The following is a 21,504-nucleotide window of genomic DNA, read 5'->3' as shown; positions in this document are numbered from 1 at the left end:
TGCCTGCGATCGCAGTGTCTCAGTCAACATCTTCAGTGGCTGGCATACCGCTATCGCAGGCAAGCCAGCTCCCACATTGGTTTTGCATAGGCCTTTAGTCCGTCTTCAACTCGCCCTCCACGCCCTCCCCCGTTATACTTGCCGGCTTTCCTGAATTAATGCCAACTAGGGTCCCGCCGCGCATGGATAAGACCTACCAGCCCCACGCTATCGAAACTTCCTGGTACAACACCTGGGAGTCCGAGAACTATTTCGCCCCACAAGGTGCGGGCGACTCGTACACCATCATGATTCCGCCACCGAACGTCACTGGCAGCCTGCACATGGGCCATGGCTTCAACAATGCGATCATGGACGCGTTGATCCGTTTCCGCCGCATGCAGGGCCGCAACACCCTGTGGCAGCCAGGCACCGACCACGCCGGTATCGCCACGCAGATGCTGGTGGAACGCCAACTCGAAGCCACCGGCCAGAACCGTCACGACCTGGGTCGCGAGAAATTCCTGGAAAAAATCTGGGAATGGAAAGACCAGTCCGGCGGCAACATCAGCCGTCAGATCCGCCGCTTGGGCTCGTCCGTCGACTGGAGCCGCGAGCGCTTCACCATGGACGATGGCCTATCGGAATCCGTGAAAGAAGCCTTCGTGCGCCTGCATGAAGACGGCCTGATCTACCGCGGCAAGCGCCTGGTCAACTGGGACACCAAGTTGCACACGGCGATTTCCGACCTCGAAGTGGAAAACCACGACGAGAAAGGCTTCCTGTGGAACCTCAAGTACCCACTGGCCGACGGCGCCAAGACCGCTGAAGGCAATGACTACCTGATCGTCGCCACCACCCGTCCGGAAACCATGCTCGGCGACGCCGCCGTAGCGGTTAACCCGAACGATGAACGCTACCAGGCGCTGATCGGCAAGTTCGTCGAGCTGCCTTTGGTTGGCCGTCGCATCCCGATCATCGCGGACGACTACTGCGACCCTGAATTCGGCACCGGCTGCGTGAAAATCACTCCAGCCCACGACTTCAACGACTACGAAGTCGGCAAGCGGCACAACCTGCCGCTGCTGAACATCTTCGACAAGAATGCCGCCGTACTGCCTGCCTGCCAGGTGTTCAACCTGGACGGCACGTTGAACGAGAGCATCGACGGCAAGATCCCGGCCGAATACGCCGGCCTCGACCGCTTCGAAGCGCGCAAGCAGATCGTTGCCGCCTTCGACGCCGCCGGTTTGCTGGTGAGCGTTGACGACCACGGCCTGAAAGTGCCGAAGGGCGACCGTTCCGGTACCGTGATCGAACCGTGGCTGACCGACCAGTGGTACGTGTCCACCAAGCCGCTGGCCGAGCCTGCGATTGCCGCAGTGGAAGATGGCCGCATCCAGTTCGTGCCGAAACAGTACGAAAACATGTACTTCTCGTGGATGCGTGACATCCAGGATTGGTGCATCAGCCGTCAGCTGTGGTGGGGCCATCGCATTCCGGCCTGGTACGACGAATCAGGCAAGGTCTACGTAGGTCGCGACGAAGCCGAAGTGCGTGCCAAGCACAACCTCGGCCCGGACGTTGCGCTGCAACAAGACAACGACGTACTGGACACCTGGTTCAGCTCGGGCCTGTGGACGTTCTCTACCCTGGGCTGGCCGCAGCAGACCGAATTCCTGAAGAAATTCCACTCCACCGACGTGCTGGTCACCGGTTTCGACATCATTTTCTTCTGGGTTGCCCGGATGATCATGCTGACCATGCATTTGGTGAAAAACGAAGACGGCACGCCGCAAGTACCGTTCAAAACCGTGTACGTGCACGGCCTGGTGCGTGATGGCCAGGGCCAGAAGATGTCCAAGTCCAAGGGCAACGTCCTGGACCCGCTGGACATCATCGACGGCATCGACCTGGAAACCCTGGTGCAGAAACGCACCTCGGGCCTGATGCAGCCAAAACTGGCGAAGAAGATCGAGAAGCAGACCCGCGACGAGTTCGCCGACGGCATCGCCAGCTACGGCACCGACGCCCTGCGCTTCACCTTCTGCTCGCTGGCGTCCACCGGTCGCGACATCAAGTTCGACATGGGCCGCGTCGAAGGCTATCGCAACTTCTGCAACAAGATCTGGAACGCGGCGCGCTACGTGCTGGATAAGGGCGAAGACTGCGGCCAGAACGGCGAAGAAGTCGAACTGTCCCTGGCTGACCGCTGGATCATCTCGCAACTGCAACGCACCGAAGCCGAAGTGACCCGCCAGCTCGACCAGTTCCGCTTCGACCTGGCCGCACAGGCCTTGTACGAGTTCATCTGGAACCAGTATTGCGACTGGTACTTGGAACTGTCCAAACCCGTGCTGTGGGACGAGAACGCACCGGTCGAACGCCAGCGCGGCACCCGCCGCACCCTGGTGCGTGTGCTGGAAGTCGCGTTGCGCCTGGCGCACCCGTTCATGCCGTTCATCACCGAAGAAATCTGGCAGCGCCTCGCGCCGCTGGCCGGTATCGAAGGCAAGACCATCATGCTGCAGCCTTGGCCGGTGGCCAACGAAGCGCGTATCGATGAGGCGGCCGAAAGCGATATCGAATGGCTCAAGACGCTGATGATGGGCACACGTAACATCCGCGCCGAGATGAACATCGGGCCGGGCAAGCCACTGGCAGTGTTTGTGAAGAACGCCAGCGCTGAGGATCAGCGTCGTCTTACTGAGAACGATGCACTGCTCAAGAAGCTGGCGAAGCTGGAGTCGATCACTGTATTGGCGGCGGGCGAAGAAGCACCGCTGTCCGCCACCGCTCTGGTCGGCGACATGGAAGTGCTGGTGCCGATGGCTGGCCTGATCGACAAGGGCGCTGAACTGGCCCGCCTCGACAAAGAAATCCTGCGCCTGCAAGGCGAAGTGCAGCGGGTGGGCGGCAAGCTGTCCAACGCGGCGTTCGTCGACAAGGCGCCGGCTGAAGTGATCGAAAAAGAACGCGCCAAGCTGGCCGAGGCTGAACAGGCCTTGGGTAAGCTGGCGGAGCAACATGCGCGGATTTCCAGCTTGTAAGGTGTAAACCGCGTGAAAAAGAGACCTTCGGGTCTCTTTTTTTGCCTTTTGTGGGAGCTGGCTTGCCTGCGATGCAGACAACTCGGTGTACCTGCACGACAGCGTTGATGCCATCGCAGGCAAGCCAGCTCCCACATTTGACCGAGATCACCTCAAGAATGTGTGACAATGCCCACCACTTTGAGCCAACACCAGAATCATCATGACCACCCCCAGCACGCCAAAACCTCCGCGCAAGAAGCCTAAAACCGCAGCCACGGCCAAGCCCGTCGTGCCGCGCAAAGAGGCCACCCTGCACCCGCGCAACCGTCACACGGGCCGTTACGACTTCCCGGCGTTGATCAAAACCACGCCGGAACTGGCGCAGTTCGTGATCCTCAACCCCTACGGCAAGGAAAGCATCGACTTCGCCAGCCCGGATGCGGTGCGGGTGTTCAACCGGGCGCTGCTGAAAGCTTTTTATGGTATCCAGCACTGGGACATCCCGGCGGATTACCTGTGCCCACCGGTGCCGGGACGTGCGGACTACGTACACTTCCTCGCCGACCTGCTGGCCAGCGTCAACGACGGCAAGATCCCGCGCGGTTCAATCGTCAAGGTGCTGGACATCGGCATGGGCGCCAATTGCGTCTACCCGTTGATTGGCTACATGGAGTACCGCTGGAACTTCCTGGGCTCGGAGGTCGACCCTACTGCCGTGGCCGCAGCCAAGGCCATCGTGCAGTCCAATGACTTGAGCAAGGTCATCCAGTTGCGCCTGCAGGCTAACCCTAAGCAGATCCTGCTGGGCTTGCTGGAACCGGGTGAGCGCTTTGACCTGACCATGTGCAACCCGCCATTCCACGCGTCCATGGACGAAGCCACCAAGGGCAGCGAACGCAAGTGGCGAGCCTTGGGCAAGGCTGACCCGAAACGCAAGTTGCCGGTGCTGAACTTCGGCGGCCAATCGGCCGAGTTGTGGTGTGAAGGCGGTGAAGTACGCTTCGTGACCCAGTTGATCGCCGAGAGCGCGCACTTTGCCCACAAGGTGTTGTGGTTCAGCACTCTGGTGTCAAAAGCGTCGAACTTGCCCGCCATCGAGACTGCGCTGAAAAAAGCCGGCGTGCTGGAAAGCCAAGTGGTGGAAATGTCCCAGGGGCAGAAGCAAAGCCGCTTTGTGGCCTGGACCTTCCAGACCAAGAACGAACAGCAGATCTGGCGCCAGCGCTGGGTGCGCGACTGATCCATTTGGCGAGGGAGCTTGCTCCCGCGGGACCGGGCTGGCGCTCCAGTGCGAAGCGCTCCCAGACTTTTGGGGCCGCTGCGCAGCCCAGCGGGAGCAAGCTCCCTCGCCACAGCAACCCCGCAACCACAGTAAATCGCAGGCAACAAAAAACCGTGCCCGGATCGCTCCGGAGCACGGTTTTTTTGCTGCGTCTTACTTGTTAACAGCGTCGGTCAGGCCTTTGGCCACAACCAGCTTGATAACTTTCTTGGCAGCGATTTCGATGGCAGCGCCAGTCGAAGGGTTACGGCCAGTACGGGCAGGACGCTCGGTCACTTTCAGTTTGCCAACGCCTGGCAGAGTGATTTCGCCGCCGTTTTCCAGCTGATCAGCAACGATCTGGCTCAGTTGGTCCAGCAGAGCGCGCACGGTGGTCTTCGGTGCGTCTACTGCTTCAGCCAGGTCAGCGATCAGTTGGTCTTTAGTAATAGCCATTGTGGTGTTCCTTCCCTATCAAATTCATATGGATTGCAGAGTGCAGTGTCAGCCGTCGAGCCCGACCGTCATGGCCTGGCACCCCCGGCTATAACCACGGAGATCGGGGTTATAGATGCTTGAAACGGGGATTGGTTCGACCTGACAGATGCTGAATGCACGCTTATCGCCGAGACTTGGCGTAAGACGGGGCAAAACTAGCACAGAGACGGGGAAATATCCGCCTCTACCTACCCATTTGGTCAGCTTTATCGCTCTAAACCGTGAAAAAAAGGCATATGGACCGTCGGAGGGTGCCCAAAACCGCCTTCGAAGCGCGTCTTGCCCAATGGGTGCGGTACACTGGGCAACTTTTTGGGGAGGGCGCACCGCTCCCCTTCAACCAGCCGAGAAGCCTATGCCGATCCGTCATTGCATCGTCCACCTGATCGACAAAAAACCCGACGGCACACCTGCAGTTCTTCACGCGCGTGACTCGGAGTTGTCCGAATCCGCTGCCATCGAGAACATGCTTGCCGACCTTAACGAGAGCTATAACGCCAAACAAGGCAAGGCCTGGGGCTTCTTCCATGCCGAGTCCGGCGCGCACCCGTTCAGCGGCTGGTTGAAGGAATATTTCGACGGTGGCCAGGATTTCACCACGTTCAGCCGCACTGCCGTCGAGCACCTGCAGAAGCTGATGGAAGAGTCCAACCTCTCCGTCGGCGGTCACGTGCTGTTTGCCCACTACCAACAAGGCATGACCGACTACCTGGCCATCGCCCTGCTGCACCACAGCGAAGGCGTGGCGGTGAATGATGAGCTGGACGTGACCCCTTCTCGTCACCTGGACCTCGGCCAACTGCACCTGGCGGCACGCATCAACGTCTCCGAGTGGCAGAACAACAAGCAGTCCAAGCAATACATCTCCTTTATCAAAGGCAAGAACGGCAAGAAAGTCTCGGAGTACTTCCGCGACTTTATCGGCTGCCAGGAAGGCGTCGACGGCCCGGGCGAGACCCGCACGCTGCTCAAGGCCTTCAGCGACTTCGTCGAAAGCGAGGACCTGCCGGACGAATCCGCTCGCGAAAAAACCAAGACCCTGGTGGATTACGCCAGCAGCCAGGCCAAGCTCGGCGAGCCGATGGGCCTGGAAGAACTCTCGGGGCTGATCGATGAAGATCGGCCAAAAGCGTTCTACGACCATATCCGCAACAAGGACTACGGCCTGTCGCCAGAGATACCGGCTGACAAACGCACGCTCAACCAGTTCCGTCGCTTCACCGGCCGTGCCGAAGGCTTGTCGATCAGCTTTGAAGCGCACTTGCTGGGCGACAAGATTGAATACGACGAAGCCGCCGGTACCTTGATCATCAAGGGCTTGCCGACCCAACTGACCGACCAGCTCAAGCGCCGCAACTGATGCTCGGCGGGGTTTTCAAGAAAGTCCTGCTGGTGTTGCTGGTCGTGGTGGTGATTCAGAACTGGGGCAAGATCGAGCGGGTGTTCAACCCATCGCAGGTGGTACCAGAGCAGACCCGCGCCTCGGCGCGTGTGGTGCTCTATTCCACCGAGTGGTGTGGTTACTGCAAGCAGATCCGCCGGTTCCTGGACCAGAAGGGCATTCCGTACCAGGCGTTTGATATCGAAAAAGACGCCCAGGCGCGCAAGGCGTATGAGGCGTTGGGGGGCGGTGGGATTCCCTTCGTGGATGTAAACGGCACACTGATCCGCGATTACAGCCCCGAGAAGATCATGGCTGCGCTGAAGTAATCAGCGCACCACGATCATCCGGCCCAATACCGTGTGCTGCTCAAAGCCAAGCACAGCCTGCAACGCATTCAACACCGCCTGCGGGTCTTTGCTCGGGAAGCTGCCGCTGACCCGCTTGGCGCCCATCTCTTCGTTGAGCAACAGAATGCGGCCCGGATAGTAGCGCCCCAAGTCATTGATCACATCGGCCAGCGGCGCCTTGTAGTAGTTGAGCCAGCCGTCACGCCAAGCCAGGCGTGATTCGCTGTCGACCGCATGCAGAGGGTCGGCGACACCGTCGACGTAGGTCACTTGCTGGCCTGCCGTAAGAATTTGCTGCTGGCCCTGCCTCGACGGTATGACGCCAACGCGCCCGGACAACACGGTTACCTGAGCCCCCTCCGGTTGCAGGCGCACTTCAAACTGCGTACCCAACACCCGCGCTTCGCCGCTGCCCGCCTCCACCACAAAGGATTGCCCGGTGTGAGTTACGCTGAAAAAACCGGCGCCGCGACGCAACTGGATATGCCGCTCACCCTGGCTGAAATCCACCGCAATGGCACTGTCGGCATCGAGGGTGACTTGGGACTTGTCGGCCAGCGTGACGGTTCTGACCTCCCCCGGCGCTGTCACGTAGTCGGCGCCGAAGTCATCGACCCAGCGCGACGGCTGCCAACCGGCGCCCATCGACACCATCAACACCAGACAGGCGGCCATCGCCAACGCGCCAGACCAGCGCACAACCCGTGAGCGCTTCGAGGTGTTCATCGCATTGAGATAGCCCTGCAAGGCCATGGCCTCTTCATCCGCCAATTTGCGTGCCGGCACTTCGCTCAACTCCCACAGCACCTGAGCCTGTGCGTAGGCCTCGACGTGCGCGGGATCGGCGCGCAGCCAGTGGCTGAACGTGGCCTGGTCGCCGCTGCTGGGTTGGTCATGCAACAGGCTCAGCCAAGCCAGTGCGGCCTGCTCCTGCGCGGGCGTGGGGGTGACGTTCACGGAGCTTTCCCTGGCGTGCGTGGGGGCGATGGTTCGCGAAGGCTGGCTTTGCAGGCTTCGAGGGCACGCATCATATGTTTTTCCACGGCACTTTGGGACAGGCCCATGGCCTTGGCGATCTCCGCGTATTTGCGGCCGTGAATGCGGTTAAGCAGGAAAATCTGCCGCGTGCGTTCGGGCAAGCTGCGCAAGGCGGCTTCGACGTGGCGCAAATCGTTGCCGGCTTCCAGCGCTGCCTGCGGTTCGCAACCCTGATTGTCCTGCTGCTCGGGCAGCCAGCCTTCGCTGCTGCGCACCCGCGCGCCTTCGCTGCGCAGGTGGTCGATGGCAATATTGCCGGCGCAGCGCAACAGGTAGGTGCTGAGTTCTTCGACCTGCACCAATGGCCGACGCCAGAAGCGCAGGAACAGGTCCTGCACCAGGTCGGCCGCCGTGGCGCGACATCCCACGCGACGGCTCACCAAGGCCTCCATCTGCGAACGCTGGGACAAAAACACCTGCAGGAAATGCGCACGTCCACCTGCCGCGTCAGCGTGCGGGCTGTCCTGGGATTCGGGTGGCGTGCTGATCATCAGGCTGAACTCAAAGAGTGGCAAAGGCCGCAACAGGGCTGGCGAGCAGGCCGACGCCCGCCAGGATCAAGGCCAGCCTTGGCCGATACGGCAACAACAGCACCAGCAACAGCGCACTGAGCATTAACACCGCGCACCACTCCACCAGGCCCTGGCCCCAACCCGCGATATTCACGGCGGGCCAGATCGACACCGTCAGCAGCACCCAACCAGCCACACGCAGGCCCAGCCGACGACGTGGCGATGGCGTGCTGTGCAGCAGTTCGCCGTGATGTCGGTCGGTAGACAAGCACAATGCGGTGAACCCCGCGTAGCACATCAGCAGTGCGAGCAGCATTCAGTTCGCCTCCTGCTTGAGCGTCAACCGGCGTGCGCGTTCAGGCTTGGAGGCAGGCACCGTACGCTGCTGCATTTTCCAGGCGGCCCAGGCGAGGAACACACCGCTGGCCAGGCAAGTCAAGTCGAAGCCGGCCATGGCCCAGTCGCCCGTTGCCAGGGAAACGCCCAGGTGATGGGAGGTCGTGAGCGCATTGAGCAGTGGAATGGCGATAAACAGCAGCGCGCCAAGGCTCAATTGTTCGATCCACCCCTGGCGACCGCGGCGCAGCATGGCGTGCAACAGGCTCAGGCCCCAGGCGATAAAGAAGGTTTGCACTTCCCAGTCGGAACGCTCGGCGAAGCTCACCGGCAACAAACGGTTGGCCCAGAAAAACGCCGCGATGGCGATCATCAGCCCGGACATGCTGGCGATGTTCAGCACTTCCACCAGGCGCAATTCAAACGGCATCACCGCGCTTTTTGCGTGCTTGAGCTGGCGTTTGCCAAGCCAGATCACCAGCCCGGTGCCAATCATCACCGTGCCCGCCAGACCACAGATAAAGTACAACCAGCGCAGCACCGGGCCGGCGAAATGGCCCATGTGCAGGCCATAAAAACTGCCGCCGATCACGGCCGGCAGTGACTGCTCACCACTGACCCGCAACAGCTCGCCCGTGGTGCCGTTAAAGGACACCGTGCTGCCGAAATCATGCACCACGCTGTCAGAGCCGGCGCGAAACACATTGACCGAAGCGTTCACATCACTGGGGTTATTCACCGCCACACGCCCGACATGTCCACCCGCCCAATGCTCACGCGCCTGTTCGTACATCGGCACCAGCGGCTTCAACTGCCCGGGTTGCCCAAGCGCCGGTGCATTGTTTGTTGCCGGGAACACCTCACTGAAGAAGGCGCGGGTGTCGTTGCCGTACGAGGCCAGGATCGGTGCCGGCATTACCAGGCTCATGAAAATCACCAGGCTGCTGTAGGTGATCATCAGGTGAAATGGCAGCACCAATACACCCACCGCGTTGTGCCCGTCGAGCCAGGAACGCTGGCCTTTGCGGGGGCGGAAAGTGAAGAAGTCCTTGAAGATTTTCTTGTGGGTGATGATCCCGGTGATCAGTGCAACAAACATCACCATCGCGGCAATGGTCGACAGCCAGCGGCCCCAGGGATGCGGCATTTGCAGTTGGAAGTGAAAGCGATAGAAGAACTCGCCACCCATGCTTTCACGGGCCTGCACCGCCTGGCCGGTGACCGGGTCGAGGGTTTTCTGGATGAAGTTGCCACGCTTGCCGGGGTCGACTTTGTCCTGCCACATTACCGACAGACCGGGGTCGCGGCTGTCCGGCAGGGTGATAAACCAGCGGGCAGCGGTCGGCGCGACATGCTGCAGATAGGTTTGAGCGACGTTCAGGCTACGTGCATCGTCCAGAGGACGAGCCTGCACTTCGGGCTGCATCCAGTGGCTGATTTCGTCTTTGAAATACGCCAACGTGCCTGTCAGAAAAATCGCAAACAACAGCCAGCCGAAGATCAATCCAGCCCACGTGTGCAACCAGGCCATGGCCTGGCGAAAGCCCTCTTTCATGTGCGCGCCATCCAAAAGCCCACGCCCGCCAGCGTGGCAAATGCTGCGCTCGGCAGCATCACGCCGAACCAGGCGCGTGCGGCGCTGCGGCAGGCGAAACACCAGAGCACGGCCAGCAAATAGAACACGAATGAACTCATCATCCCGGTGATCACAGCGTCGGCACGTGACGTGGGCATCCACAGCGCGAGGCAGATGCTGGCCAGTGAAGCCATCAGGTAACCGCCCACCACAGCAGCCAGTACGCGCGAGGTCACGGCGAGACGGTAGGAGACAGGCAGCGAGGTTTTGCTTTTCATGCGGAAGGCGCCAGGTTCATCAGCACGCGATATTAATGATAAATATTCTCATAAGCAAAAGAGAACAGATGAATCACCTGTGCAGATGGATTGCCGAAGCCCTTCATGCGCCCTACAATGCGAACAATTCTTGTTCTCTAAAGCATGCCGATGCTTGCGGAGCGTTCCCGTTGAGCCCGTCCAATACCGTCGAAGTTTTGTACAACGACCATCACCACTGGCTCACCGGCTGGTTGCGACGCAAACTCGGCTGCCCGGAAAGTGCCGCCGACCTGGCTCAGGACACGTTCATCCGCGTGCTCACCGGGCGGGAAACACCAACGCTGATCGAACCCCGCGCGTTCCTCACCACTGTCGCCAAGCGCGTGCTGTTCAACTTCTACCGTCGCCAGGACCTGGAACGCGCCTATCTCGATGCCTTGGCGCAAATGCCCGAACACGTGGCACCGTCGGAAGAAGAACGCGCAATCATCCTGCAAACCCTAATCGAGCTGGACCAACTGCTCGACGGCCTGCCCACGCAGGTCAAGCGTGCCTTCCTGTTGGCCCAACTCGATGGCCTGACTTACGCGCAAATCGGCGCTGAGTTGGGCATTTCCATCGCCACTGTTAAGCGCCACTTGAGCAAAGCGGCGATGCGCTGCTACTTCGCGCTATGAATTTTTCCACGCAAGTCGCCGAACAAGCCGTGCATTGGTTGATGGAAATGCAGCAAGGCGCCCTCAATCCGCGCCAGCAAGCCGCCTGGCAACAATGGTTGAACGCCCACAGCGAACACCAGCGCGCGTGGGACCACATGCAGCGCGTCAACCAGCGCCTGCGCGGCATGCCGTCGCCGCTGGCCCACGCGGCACTGAACGCCCCCACCTCCACCAGCCGACGCCAGGCCCTGAAGCTGCTGCTGATACTCGGCGCAGGTTCAGCCGCCGCCTGGAGCCTGCGCCAGCAACATATAGTGCCGCCGCTGAGCGCCGACTATCGTAGCCCCGTCGGCCAGCGCCGTAAGGTACAACTGGCGGATGGCAGCCAATTGCAGCTCAATACCGGCAGTGCGGTGGATGTGCATTTCGACGGCCAGCAACGCCTGATCCGCTTGCTCGAAGGCGAGATCCTGTTGACCAGCGCCGCAGGCAATACGCCGCTGCAGGTGCTGACCGGCCAGGGCCTGCTCAGCAGCCAGGCGGCGCGTTTGAACGTGCGCCAGTTCAACGATCACACTCAACTGTCGGTGTTTGAGGGGCGCGTCGACGTCATGCCCAATACCTATAGCGGCCTGCCGCTGACAGTCCAGGCTTCGCATCAGGTCAATTTCACGCGCAAAGGCTGGGACACCCCGCGCCCTACCGACGCCAACAGCGGCGCCTGGGCCGACGGCATGCTGGTCGCGGCTCACATGCGCCTGGAAGACTTCCTCGGCGAACTCGGCCGTTATCGGCGTGGCCAGGTTAATTGCGACCCACAGGTGGCCAATCTGCTGATCTCCGGCAGCTATCCACTGGACAACAGCGAACGCATTCTCGACCTGCTGGAAGTGAGCCTGCCGGTCAAAATCCGGCGGTTTACCCGCTACTGGGTGACCGTCCAGGCCCGCGCCTGAACTTTTTCTTAAAAACGATGAGCCGTTTTCCACACCTCGCGTGACAGAGAAGGAAAGCCACCTAGATCCTTCCTTCTCAGGACCGCCCGTCATGCCCCAGCAACCGACGCTTCTCGCCCGCTCACTGCGCCAACTCCTACTCGGCGCCAGCCTGAGTCTTACCGTACTGCCTCAGGTGATGGCCGCCGACGCCAAGCCTTTTCACATCGCGCCGACTTCGTTGGAAGCCGCACTGAATCAATTTGGCCGCGAAGCCGGCGTATTGATCTCCTTTGGTTCCGAAGTGACGGCGGGCAGGCAGAGCCGTGGCTTGACGGGCAACTACAGCGCGGCTGAAGGCCTGCAAAAACTGCTGGAAGGCACCGGCCTGCAAGCCCGCGCCGAAGGCGACAATGCCTACAGCCTGCAACCGGCCACTGCCCCAGCCAGCATTGAGTTGGGCACCTCCAGCGTGGTCGGCGACTGGCTCGGCGACGCCGCGCAAACCAACGTCTTCGAACACCCCGGCGCCCGTGATGTGATCCGCCGTGAAGAATTCGAACGCCAGGGCGCGACCCAGGCCAAAGACGTGCTCAACCGCATCCCTGGCGTCAACGCGCCGGAAAATAACGGCACCGGCAGCCATGACATGGCGCTGAACTTCGGTATTCGCGGCCTCAACCCGCGCCTGGCATCACGCTCCACGGTGCTGATGGACGGCATCCCGGTGCCTTTCGCGCCTTACGGCCAGCCACAGCTTTCGTTTGCACCGATCAGCATGGGCAACATGGACGCGGTGGACGTCGTCCGCGGCGGCGGCGCCGTGCGCTACGGCCCGCAAAACGTCGGCGGTGTGGTCAACTTCGTGACCCGCGCAATTCCGGATGCGCCCACTGTCAAAGGCGGCTTGCAGACCGAAACCAGCCCGTCCTCCAGCCATGACGGATTCAAGACCACCGGCAACCTGCTCGCCGGCGGCACCGCCGACAATGGCCTGGGCGGGGCGATTTTGTACTCCGGTACCCGTGGCGGCGACTGGCGCGAACACAGCGACACGCAAATCGACGACCTGATTCTCAAGGGCAAATACCAACTCGACGACGCCAACAGTTTCAACGCCATGGCGCAGTACTACGAAGGCCAGGCCGACATGCCTGGGGGCTTGAACGTCGCGAACTACAAGGCCGACCCGTACCAGTCCACCCGCCCCTACGACAAATTCTGGGGCCGCCGTACGATGTTCAACATCGGCTATCGCTATGAGCAGGACCGTCGCGAATTTACCGTGAACAGCTTCTTCACCAAGACCCTGCGCAGCGGCTACCTGGACCAGGGCACGTTCCTTTCGCTGTCCCCGCGTGAATATTGGGTACGTGGCATCGAGACCCGCTTCGCCCAAGGTTTTGACCTGGGTCCGACCAGCCATGAAGTCGGCGTCGGTTACCGCTACATCAACGAAGCCGGCCACGAACTGCGTTACCGCACGCCGATCGCCGCCAACCAGCAAATCCCCAGCACCGACAGCCGCAACGACCGCGACACCCGTGGCGGCACCGAAGCCAACGCCTTCTTCGTCGATGACCGGATTGATATCGGCAAGTGGACCATCACCCCGGGCATTCGCTACGAGATGATCGAGTCCCAGCAGACCAACAACCTCACCAACGTCAAATACAAGGGCGACTACAACACCGCGCTGCCGGCGCTGAACGTGCTCTACCACCTTACCGACAGCTGGAACCTTTACGCCAACACCGAAGGCTCGTTCGGCAGCGTGCAGTACAGCCAGATGCCCAACCGCGTGACCAGCGGCGAAGTGAAACCGGAAAAAGCCCGCACCTGGGAACTGGGCACCCGCTACGACGACGGCACCTTACGTGCGGAAATCGGTGCGTTTCTGATCAACTTCGACAACCAGTACGAAAGCAACCAGACCAACGACTCGGTGATTGCCCGTGGCGAAACGCGCCATCAGGGTATCGAGACCAGCGTCAACTATGCGCTCGACGGTTTGAGCCCGGCACTGGCCGGCTTTGATGTCTATGCCACCTACGCCTACGTCGACGCCACCATTCGCGAAGACGGCCCGAACAAAGGTAACCGCGTGCCTTTCTCCTCCAAGCACAAGGGCACTCTGGGCGTGGGTTACACCGAAGGTCGCTGGAAGCTCAACCTGGACAGCAGCTACCAGAGCAGCCAGTTCGCCGACAACGCCAATACCCAAAAGGAAACTGCTGACGGCGCAAACGGACGCATCCCGGGCTACATGTTATTCAGCAGCCGCGCGGCATATGACTTCGGCCCGCAGCTGTCGGACTTGAACGTGGCAGTCGGGGTGAAAAACATCTTCAACACGCAGTACTTCACCCGCTCGTTCGACGATAACAACAAGGGCAAATACATAGGCGAGCCGCGCACGGTCTACGTGCAAACCTCCATCGCGTTTTAAGCCTGAAACGAAAACGGGCCTGCAAATGCAGGCCCGTTTTTAGTGGGGTGTGAAAAAACTGTCAGCTGTTAAGTGCAGCATTTTCGTTTTCCAGGAATTCCTCTTCAAGCGCGTCATCGTTCACTTTATTGGCCGGCAGGTTTTTACCGGCAGCGCGTGGCTTGCCTTGCAGCTTGCCAAACAAATGTTCCAACGCATGGTCCAGCTTGGTGGCTGCACCGTCGATCGCCTGTTCCAGGGTATCGGCCTTGTGCAGGACCGACACTGGCTGATGGCCTTTTGGCCGTGCTTCCAGGCGGCAACTTAAATCGTGGGGACCGGGCTTATCGCCGTTCTCATCTTTCAGGTAGACCTCAACGCGGGTCAGGTCTTCTTCATAACGTTCGAGCGTGCTTTCAATGGTAGTACGTACCCACTCCTCCAGTCGGATGCTGCTTTCAATATGGTTATCGCTATTGACTTGGATTTGCATAGTTTTTCCCTTATTTCAGCTAGCTCGCGAGAGATCACGACTGCTTTACCAGGCAGGTAAAACCATGACCTCTTGATTACACAATTGGGCAGACCGCGAAACAATTCAACCCCTTTGCAAAGATAAATCACACATTACAAATTAAGTCTGACAACGATCAAACACGCTGTTATCGTCGGGAGTTGGGTACATCTTCTCACTCGCCCAATTTCCTACAACTGCCCCTCTCCCAGGGGGTGCAATCCGCGAAAAATCATCGCTTCTTCCACCAGCCAATCATGGACCGCCCGCACGCCCGGATGGTTCAGCGCGCCTGGCGCATACAACAATACGTAGCGTTTGTGGTTAGGCACGGCCAAGCCGAACGGCACGATCAAAGTACCGCGCTCCAGCTCATCGTTAAGCAAAGTGCGCCGCGCAATGGCCACGCCCATGCCGGCGATGGCGGCTTCGATGGTCAGGTGGTTGCGGTTGAAGGTGTGGCCACGACGCACATCGGCAACGTGATAGCCGATGGCATTCAGGTAGAACTCCCACTCCGCGTACTCATAACTCCCACGCCACGCAGTGATGTCGTGCAGCAGCGGGAAATGCACCAAATCAGCCGGGCCATGCAACGGTGGGCGACCACGCAACAGGCTGGGTGCGCAGACCGGGAAGATCTGTTCGTCCAGCAGGGCTGTGGATAACAGGCCGGGGTAGCTGCCGTCATTCAAGTCGATGGCCAGGTCGAAGTCGCCCTCATGCAGGGCAATGCTGCTGTCTTCGGCGACCATGCGCAGTTGGATATCCGGAAAACGCTGCTGCAAGCGCGGTAAACGTGGGGTCAGCCATTTGCCGAGAAACGACGGGATCGAGCGCAGGCGCAGGGTGCCGCTGATCATCCCCACGTCCAAGCGCTGCAATTCAGCATCGATGCTGCCGTAGGCTTCACCCACCGTTGCTGCCAACCGCTGCCCCTCGGCACTCAGCTCTACGCCACGTGCGCGTCGATGAAACAAGCGGAAACCTAATCGCTCCTCCAACTGACGGATTTGCTGGCTCACCGCCCCCGGCGTGATGTGCAGTTCTTCGGCGCAGCGGGTGAACGACAAATGCCGCGCCGCACAGGAAAAAACGTGCAGCCACACATAAGTCTGACCATGGAGGGGTCGGGTCATAGCGTTTAGTCCAGCTAAAGGGTGTCTTAGGATAATTCGTTGGTCAGTGCCGATCCAGAGCCTCAGTATCGCGCTAATTCCGCTCGTCCTACAAAAGATGGCAGCGATTTCCACTCCATTGCTTGTAAGGCTTTAGCATGGCTATCAGTGTTTTCGATCTATTCAAGGTAGGCATTGGCCCTTCCAGCTCTCATACCGTCGGCCCCATGCGGGCGGCGGCAACGTTTGCCCAAGCGCTGATCGACACCCAATTGCTGCGCGATACCCGCCGCGTTGAAGTGCGCCTGTATGGCTCGCTGTCCGCTACAGGCGTCGGTCACGCCACCGACCGTGCCTGCGTGATGGGCCTGATGGGCGAATGGCCAGATCAGGTCGATCCGACCTCAATCAATGCACGCATCCAGCAATTGCGCGAGTCCGGACGACTGCTACTCGCAGGCCAGCAGGAAATTGCCTTCAACTGGCATACAGATCTCCTACTGCTGGACGAAAGCTTGCCCTACCACCCCAACGCCATGTCCCTGCACGCCTACGGCGAAAACGGCCTGCTGAACGAGCAAACCTATTACTCGGTGGGTGGTGGTTTCATCATAGAGGCAGCCGAAGCAGCCTCGGGCATCGCGCCGACCAGCGATGTGGAATTGCCCTACGACTTTTCCAGCGCCGCTGAACTGCTGGCCCTCTGCAACAAGCACGGCCTGCGGGTATCGGAGCTGATGATGGCCAACGAACGTGCGTGGCGCAGCGACGACGAAATTCGCAGCGGCCTGTTGCATATCTGGTCGGTGATGCGCGAATGCGTGGAACAAGGCCTGCGCGATGAAGGCATTCTGCCGGGTGGCCTGGACGTGCCCCGCCGTGCAGCGAAATTACACCGCAGCCTGTTGGAAATCGGCAAACCGAATGTCATCACGTCAACCTTGTCGGCCATGGAGTGGGTCAACCTGTTCGCCCTCGCCGTCAACGAAGAAAACGCCGCTGGCGGGCGCATGGTCACCGCACCGACCAATGGCGCCGCCGGCATTATCCCGGCAGTGCTGCATTACTACATGAAGTTCAACGCCGACGCGTCTGACGACGACGTGGTCAATTTCTTCCTGGCCGCGGCGGCAGTGGGCATTCTCTGCAAGAAAAACGCCTCGATCTCCGGTGCTGAAGTCGGCTGCCAGGGCGAGGTCGGCTCGGCCTGCGCCATGGCCGCTGCCGGGTTGGCGGACATTCTTGGCGCCACGCCGGAGCAACTGGAAAACGCCGCCGAAATTGGCCTTGAACACAACCTCGGCCTCACCTGCGACCCGGTCGGTGGCCTGGTGCAAGTACCGTGTATCGAGCGCAATGCCATCGCCGCCGTCAAGGCGATCAACGCCACGCAAATGGCCCTGCGCGGTGATGGCAAACACTTTATTTCCCTCGACCGGGTGATCCGCACCATGCGCGATACCGGCGCCGATATGCATGACAAATACAAGGAAACTTCACGGGGCGGCCTGGCGGTCAGCTGGGTGGAGTGCTGAGGAGCACTCCCTGACTGCCCCAACGTGAGCCCGCGCAAAAATAATAACGAGGCAATAACGATGACCGATGTACGTACACCTGCTGCTGATAATCCTGCTGTAGAGAGCACCGTCACAACCGGCTGGACCCAGCACGACACCACCTGGATGCTGGGCCTCTACGGCACCGCCATCGGTGCTGGTACCTTGTTCCTGCCGATCAATGCTGGCCTCGGCGGCTTCTGGCCGCTGATCATCCTGGCACTGCTGGCCTTCCCGATGACCTTCTTCGCCCACCGTGGGCTGACGCGCTTTGTGCTGTCAGGCAAATCCGGTGATATCACCGAAGTGGTCGAAGAGCATTTCGGCGTCGGCGCCGGCAAGCTGATCACCCTGCTGTATTTCTTTGCAATCTTCCCGATCCTGCTGGTGTACGCCGTGGCGCTGACCAACACCCTGGGCAGCTTCATGGAGCACCAACTGCACATGACCCCGCCGCCGCGGGCGATCCTGTCGCTGGTGCTGATCCTCGGCCTGATGGCCATCGTGCGTTGCGGCCAGGGCGTGATCATCAAGGCGATGAGCGTGCTGGTGTACCCGTTCGTCGCTGCCTTGCTGTTACTGGCGTTGAGCCTGATCCCCAACTGGAACGGCGCGTTCTTCGCCTCCGCCAGTGAGGGCATGCCGTTGCCACTGTTCTTCAAGACGCTGTGGCTGGCGATCCCGGTGATGGTGTTTTCCTTCAACCATTCGCCGATCATCTCCGCGTTCGCCGTCGACCAGAAACGCGTGTATGGCGCGCAAGCCGAGCGCAAAAGCAGCGGCATTCTGGCCACCGCCCACGGCATGATGGTGTTGACCGTGATGTTCTTCTGCTTCAGTTGTGTACTGGCACTGTCACCGGCAGACCTCGCAGCAGCCAAGGCGCAGAACATCTCGATCCTGTCGTACCTGGCCAACCACTTCCAGACCCCAGTGATCGCTTACGCCGCGCCGTTGATCGCGCTGGTGGCCATCACCAAATCCTTCCTCGGCCACTACATCGGTGCCAGCGAAGGCTTCCAGGGCCTGATCGTCAAATCCCTGCGTGGGCGCAATCGTTCGATGTCGTCCAAATGGCTGGAACGCTGCACCGCACTGTTCATGGTGCTGACCTGCTGGGCCGTGGCCACTTTCAACCCGAGCATCCTGGGCATGATCGAGACCATGGGCGGGCCCATCATCGCGTGCCTGCTGTTCCTGATGCCGATGTACGCAATTCGCCGCGTGCCATCCCTGCGCCAGTATTCGGGCCAAGTCTCGAATGTATTTGTAGTGGTGATCGGGCTGATTGCGCTGTCTGCGATCGTTTTTTCCGTACTGCCCTGAAATAGCCCACAACGTCCATTCAATGTGGGAGCGGGCTTGCCCGCGATAGCCGTCCGTCAGTCAGAAATTAACAAGCTGACGAACCGCAATCGCGGGCAAGCCCGCTCCCACATGGGTCAGGCGCAGTCAGGTAGGTCGCCACACGGCACGCCCCTTGCTGTACAGCTTATGAAGCAAACGGATCTTGTGACGCTTCAGCGACGAAGTGGCCGGTGGTCAGGAGACACGAACTAATCCCAACACCGGTCGTCAATGACTGCATGTTCTTATCAGGCGGTAACGCACCATGGACAATCCTTTTCAGATCATCACCGACACCTTCACCCCGGAATATCGGGTCAACCTGAGCATCCAGCGGTTGGACGGCAGCATTATGCTCACCCTCTCCAATGAGGACGGGGTGGTAGCCAAACGCATGATCAGCGCCGAACAGCGCAACGATCCAAAGCGGCTGAAGCGTTTGGTGCAGAGCATCCAATTCGGTATTGCCATCGAACAGGGTCACAGCGCCATGGAAATCCTGGCGGTGATGACAGATGGCGATCACAAAGTGCTACAGCGACCGCCCACCCGCCCCCTGCCCTTCAGCGTCGGGCTTTAAAGCTCGCCCTTCTCGGTTTCCAGGCTCGCCCCGCCCTTGCGACGCGGGCCTTCGACCTTCACCGACGGGAACGCCGACGACGCGTAGCGCACCACCAGTATGGCGAACGCCAGCAGCAGAATCCCGCCGCACAGGTAGATGATTCCTACGTCTGGTGGGTTGTGGTGCGACACGTTGGAGATCAGCAGGCGCGTCAGGGCGGTGATCGCCACGTAGATCAGAAAGCGCACCGGCATGTGGTTGGTCTTGAAATAAATCCCGACCATGGCGCCCAATTCCAAGTAGATGAACAGCAGCAAGATGTCATCAATCTTGATGTGCCCGTTCTCCAGCATCCCCAGAAATTCCATCACCGCTGCCCAAGCGGTCACCGCACCAATGGCGAACAACGCCAGGTAGTGGAACGACTCGACAAACAGATTGCCCAGGGACTCGGCCAGACCATGTACTTGCTGGCGCAGCCTTTCGGCCCAGTTGATTTTCACGATGATGCTTCCTTAGGTCGACTCGACCGGATAATGCGGGTTGGACGTGACGGTTGTTCTGCATGCAGAAAAAAGGCCAGGGCAGGTATGAGATGATGGCCGGGTGACATGAGACACGCTTAACCTGTATTTACGGGCTACATTAAAAACTGCTATCCAAACCCCACGGTTTGGCTTACTCTTTTTGCTGTATATAAATACAGTAGTCGCAAAAGACAACTATCGTGAAGGCATGTGAGGTGGTGAATGGCCGTCGAAGTGGTATACCGCAGCAGCCGAGATCTGGAGCGTTTGTTCATGGATAAAGCCGAAGCTGACCGTCATGACAAAATGCTTGAGCTCGCTGAGCTGCTGGCAGAAGTGTTGCAAAAAGCCGTGCCGTCCCTGAGTGAGCAGCAGGTGGAAGAAGCCGGGATCTACATGGCGAAGAACCGCGATGTATTTGCCAAGGCGTTCAAGAGCCAGCCGGACGCGTTGTCCGAGTTGCTCAACGCTGCGGCGGAATAAAGCCAGAATTGAACAGGCCCTGAATCATCGATTCAGGGCCTTTTTAATAGCGGGTTATTGGTACAGCAACCGTTCGGCCAGTTCATCCGCCACCCGTGCGGGGGAGCGTTTTTCGGCCTGGGCGTGGGCGAAGATTTCGGTTAGGCGCGTACCGATGTTGGACAGGTGCGCAGTAATGGTCGCCAGTTCTGCGCCGCTGTGCTTGAGGGCCACGTAGATCAGGCCACCGGAGTTGATCACGTAGTCGGGGGCGTAGAGGATGCCGCGCCCTTCAAGTTGGTCGGCCACTTGCAGGTTGGTCAGTTGCGCACTCGCGGAACCGGCCACGGCGGCGCAGCGCAGTTGGCCGACGCTCTGGCGGTTGAGCACGGCGCCGAGGCCGCAGGGCGCGAGGATGTCGCACGGCGTGCTCATTAACGCCTCGTTGGCGATGGGGTGCGCGCCCAGTTGCTCCATGGCCAGCTGCACCTTGCCATGGTCGATGTCGCTGACCAGCAATTCGGCGCCGGCGGCGTGCAGTTGTTCGGCCAGGGCGTAGCCGACATTGCCCAAGCCTTGGATGGCCACGCGCAAGCCTTCCAGGTTGTCGCTGCCCAGGCGGGCCATGGCGGTGGTGCGGATGCCGGCGAACACGCCCATGGCGGCATGGGGTGAAGGGTCGCCCGCGGCGGTGGTGCTGGTCACGTAACGAGTGTGCTGGGCGATGCAATCCATGTCCGCCACCGAGGTGCCACTGTCGGTAGCGGTGATGTAGCGGCCGTCGAGTTGTTCGATACAACGGCCAAACGCTTCAAACAGTGCCGCGCGGTTTTCCACGTGGCCTGGGCGCAGGATCACTGCGGTGCCGCCGCCCACCGGCAATCCCGCCAGTGCGGCCTTGTAGCTCATGCCCTGGGCCAGGCGCGCGGCATCGGCCACGGCACTTTCGTCGTCGGGGTAGGAGAGGTAACGGCAACCACCGAGGGCGGGCCCAAGGCGACTGTTGTGGATGGCGATGACCGCCTTCAGCCCGGTGACCGGGTCGACGCTCAAGTGCAGCGATTCAAGGCGGGTGCTATGCATGAGAGCAAACATCGTCAAGCTCCCGAATCACTTCTGGTAGTGGGCCAAGTATAGGCGTGTGGCAGAAAAGTGCCGGACCACGCTGGAATA

21 protein-coding genes are annotated in these 21,504 nt (G+C 60.2%); 11 read left to right on the top strand and 10 right to left on the bottom strand.

Annotated elements, in window-relative coordinates; all coding sequences use genetic code 11:
• Window positions 1-182 precede the first annotated feature (182 nt).
• A complete protein-coding gene (locus AB4O35_RS11290; RefSeq protein ID WP_065871744.1) occupies window positions 183-3,029 on the top strand; it encodes a valine--tRNA ligase in 2,847 nt (948 codons plus the stop codon).
• Window positions 3,030-3,231: 202 nt separating this feature from the next.
• Window positions 3,232-4,251, top strand: a complete 1,020-nt coding sequence (rlmF, locus tag AB4O35_RS11285) for a 23S rRNA (adenine(1618)-N(6))-methyltransferase RlmF (protein WP_065871743.1) — start codon at window positions 3,232-3,234, stop codon at window positions 4,249-4,251.
• A 195-nt stretch (window positions 4,252-4,446) separates the two neighbouring features.
• Here rlmF and AB4O35_RS11280 read toward each other — a convergent pair whose 3' ends face one another.
• Window positions 4,447-4,728 carry an HU family DNA-binding protein gene (locus AB4O35_RS11280; RefSeq protein WP_003212743.1) on the bottom strand — a complete coding sequence of 94 codons (282 nt, stop codon included), beginning with the start codon at window positions 4,726-4,728 and terminating at the stop codon, window positions 4,447-4,449.
• A 397-nt stretch (window positions 4,729-5,125) separates the two neighbouring features.
• On the opposite strand from AB4O35_RS11280, the gene yejK reads away from it, so the two are divergent.
• Both yejK and AB4O35_RS11270 read left to right on the top strand, forming a co-directional pair.
• A complete protein-coding gene (gene yejK, locus AB4O35_RS11275; protein WP_049709838.1) occupies window positions 5,126-6,130 on the top strand; it encodes a nucleoid-associated protein YejK in 1,005 nt (334 codons plus the stop codon).
• Complete coding sequence (locus AB4O35_RS11270) at window positions 6,130-6,480, top strand: glutaredoxin family protein (protein ID WP_065871742.1); 351 nt, start codon at window positions 6,130-6,132, stop codon at window positions 6,478-6,480. Before yejK ends, AB4O35_RS11270 begins: the two co-directional genes overlap by 1 nt.
• On the opposite strand, the gene AB4O35_RS11265 is transcribed toward AB4O35_RS11270, so the two are convergent.
• Genes AB4O35_RS11265 through AB4O35_RS11245 form a run of 5 tightly spaced genes read right to left on the bottom strand, consistent with a single transcriptional unit; the run spans window position 6,481 to window position 10,241 of the window.
• Complete coding sequence (locus tag AB4O35_RS11265) at window positions 6,481-7,458, bottom strand: FecR family protein (RefSeq protein ID WP_065871741.1); 978 nt, start codon at window positions 7,456-7,458, stop codon at window positions 6,481-6,483. It lies immediately after the preceding gene.
• Window positions 7,455-8,033 (bottom strand): RNA polymerase sigma factor, encoded by a 579-nt coding sequence (locus tag AB4O35_RS11260; RefSeq protein ID WP_049713413.1) that lies wholly within the window; start codon window positions 8,031-8,033, stop codon window positions 7,455-7,457. Before AB4O35_RS11260 ends, AB4O35_RS11265 begins: the two co-directional genes overlap by 4 nt.
• Before the next feature lie 7 nt (window positions 8,034-8,040).
• Entirely contained in the window at window positions 8,041-8,367 is a 327-nt protein-coding gene (locus AB4O35_RS11255) for a DUF3325 domain-containing protein (RefSeq protein ID WP_065945335.1), read from the bottom strand.
• The gene (locus tag AB4O35_RS11250) at window positions 8,368-9,942 is read right to left on the bottom strand and encodes a PepSY-associated TM helix domain-containing protein (protein ID WP_065879570.1); all 1,575 of its coding nucleotides are present in this window, start codon (window positions 9,940-9,942) and stop codon (window positions 8,368-8,370) included. It abuts the gene before it with no gap.
• The gene (locus AB4O35_RS11245; RefSeq protein WP_025858985.1) at window positions 9,939-10,241 is read right to left on the bottom strand and encodes a DUF3649 domain-containing protein; all 303 of its coding nucleotides are present in this window, start codon (window positions 10,239-10,241) and stop codon (window positions 9,939-9,941) included. Before AB4O35_RS11245 ends, AB4O35_RS11250 begins: the two co-directional genes overlap by 4 nt.
• Window positions 10,242-10,411: 170 nt before the next feature.
• Between AB4O35_RS11245 and AB4O35_RS11240 the strand changes: the two genes are divergently transcribed.
• The 3 genes from AB4O35_RS11240 to fecA all read left to right on the top strand — a co-directional run bounded on the left by AB4O35_RS11240 (window position 10,412) and on the right by fecA (window position 14,266).
• Window positions 10,412-10,900: a sigma-70 family RNA polymerase sigma factor gene (locus tag AB4O35_RS11240; RefSeq protein WP_065871738.1), complete on the top strand. Its 489-nt coding sequence runs from the start codon at window positions 10,412-10,414 to the stop codon at window positions 10,898-10,900.
• A complete protein-coding gene (locus tag AB4O35_RS11235) occupies window positions 10,897-11,838 on the top strand; it encodes a FecR domain-containing protein (RefSeq protein ID WP_065879571.1) in 942 nt (313 codons plus the stop codon). The genes AB4O35_RS11240 and AB4O35_RS11235 overlap by 4 nt, the downstream gene beginning before the upstream one ends.
• A gap of 91 nt (window positions 11,839-11,929) precedes the next feature.
• Window positions 11,930-14,266, top strand: coding sequence for a TonB-dependent Fe(3+) dicitrate receptor FecA (fecA, locus tag AB4O35_RS11230; RefSeq protein WP_065871736.1), 2,337 nt, complete (start codon window positions 11,930-11,932; stop codon window positions 14,264-14,266).
• A gap of 61 nt (window positions 14,267-14,327) precedes the next feature.
• Here fecA and AB4O35_RS11225 read toward each other — a convergent pair whose 3' ends face one another.
• Complete coding sequence (locus tag AB4O35_RS11225) at window positions 14,328-14,738, bottom strand: HPF/RaiA family ribosome-associated protein (RefSeq protein ID WP_065871735.1); 411 nt, start codon at window positions 14,736-14,738, stop codon at window positions 14,328-14,330.
• 212 nt (window positions 14,739-14,950) lie between these two features.
• On the bottom strand, window positions 14,951-15,898 hold the full coding sequence (locus AB4O35_RS11220) for a LysR substrate-binding domain-containing protein (RefSeq protein ID WP_065910562.1): 948 nt from the start codon (window positions 15,896-15,898) through the stop codon (window positions 14,951-14,953).
• Between the two features lie 137 nt (window positions 15,899-16,035).
• On the opposite strand from AB4O35_RS11220, the gene AB4O35_RS11215 reads away from it, so the two are divergent.
• The 3 genes from AB4O35_RS11215 to AB4O35_RS11205 all read left to right on the top strand — a co-directional run bounded on the left by AB4O35_RS11215 (window position 16,036) and on the right by AB4O35_RS11205 (window position 19,360).
• The gene (locus tag AB4O35_RS11215) at window positions 16,036-17,412 is read left to right on the top strand and encodes an L-serine ammonia-lyase (RefSeq protein ID WP_065879573.1); all 1,377 of its coding nucleotides are present in this window, start codon (window positions 16,036-16,038) and stop codon (window positions 17,410-17,412) included.
• A gap of 60 nt (window positions 17,413-17,472) precedes the next feature.
• Entirely contained in the window at window positions 17,473-18,759 is a 1,287-nt protein-coding gene (locus tag AB4O35_RS11210) for a serine/threonine transporter (RefSeq protein ID WP_065910563.1), read from the top strand.
• A 286-nt stretch (window positions 18,760-19,045) separates the two neighbouring features.
• Window positions 19,046-19,360, top strand: a complete 315-nt coding sequence (locus AB4O35_RS11205) for a DUF3509 domain-containing protein (protein WP_065871731.1) — start codon at window positions 19,046-19,048, stop codon at window positions 19,358-19,360.
• Here the strand turns inward: AB4O35_RS11205 and AB4O35_RS11200 are convergent.
• Window positions 19,357-19,845 carry a phosphate-starvation-inducible protein PsiE gene (locus AB4O35_RS11200; RefSeq protein ID WP_049709853.1) on the bottom strand — a complete coding sequence of 163 codons (489 nt, stop codon included), beginning with the start codon at window positions 19,843-19,845 and terminating at the stop codon, window positions 19,357-19,359. The two genes, AB4O35_RS11205 and AB4O35_RS11200, sit on opposite strands and share 4 nt — an antisense overlap.
• A gap of 246 nt (window positions 19,846-20,091) precedes the next feature.
• On the opposite strand from AB4O35_RS11200, the gene AB4O35_RS11195 reads away from it, so the two are divergent.
• On the top strand, window positions 20,092-20,352 hold the full coding sequence (locus tag AB4O35_RS11195) for a YebG family protein (protein ID WP_003171979.1): 261 nt from the start codon (window positions 20,092-20,094) through the stop codon (window positions 20,350-20,352).
• Between the two features lie 54 nt (window positions 20,353-20,406).
• Here the strand turns inward: AB4O35_RS11195 and AB4O35_RS11190 are convergent, their stop codons facing one another.
• On the bottom strand, window positions 20,407-21,426 hold the full coding sequence (locus AB4O35_RS11190) for a Leu/Phe/Val dehydrogenase (protein WP_065871730.1): 1,020 nt from the start codon (window positions 21,424-21,426) through the stop codon (window positions 20,407-20,409).
• Window positions 21,427-21,504: the final 78 nt, after the last annotated feature.

Source organism: Pseudomonas sp. H1_A03, assembly GCF_054685145.1.
The sequence above is the reverse complement of the archived record's forward strand: the minus strand, read 5'-3'. Positions and strand labels throughout refer to the sequence as shown.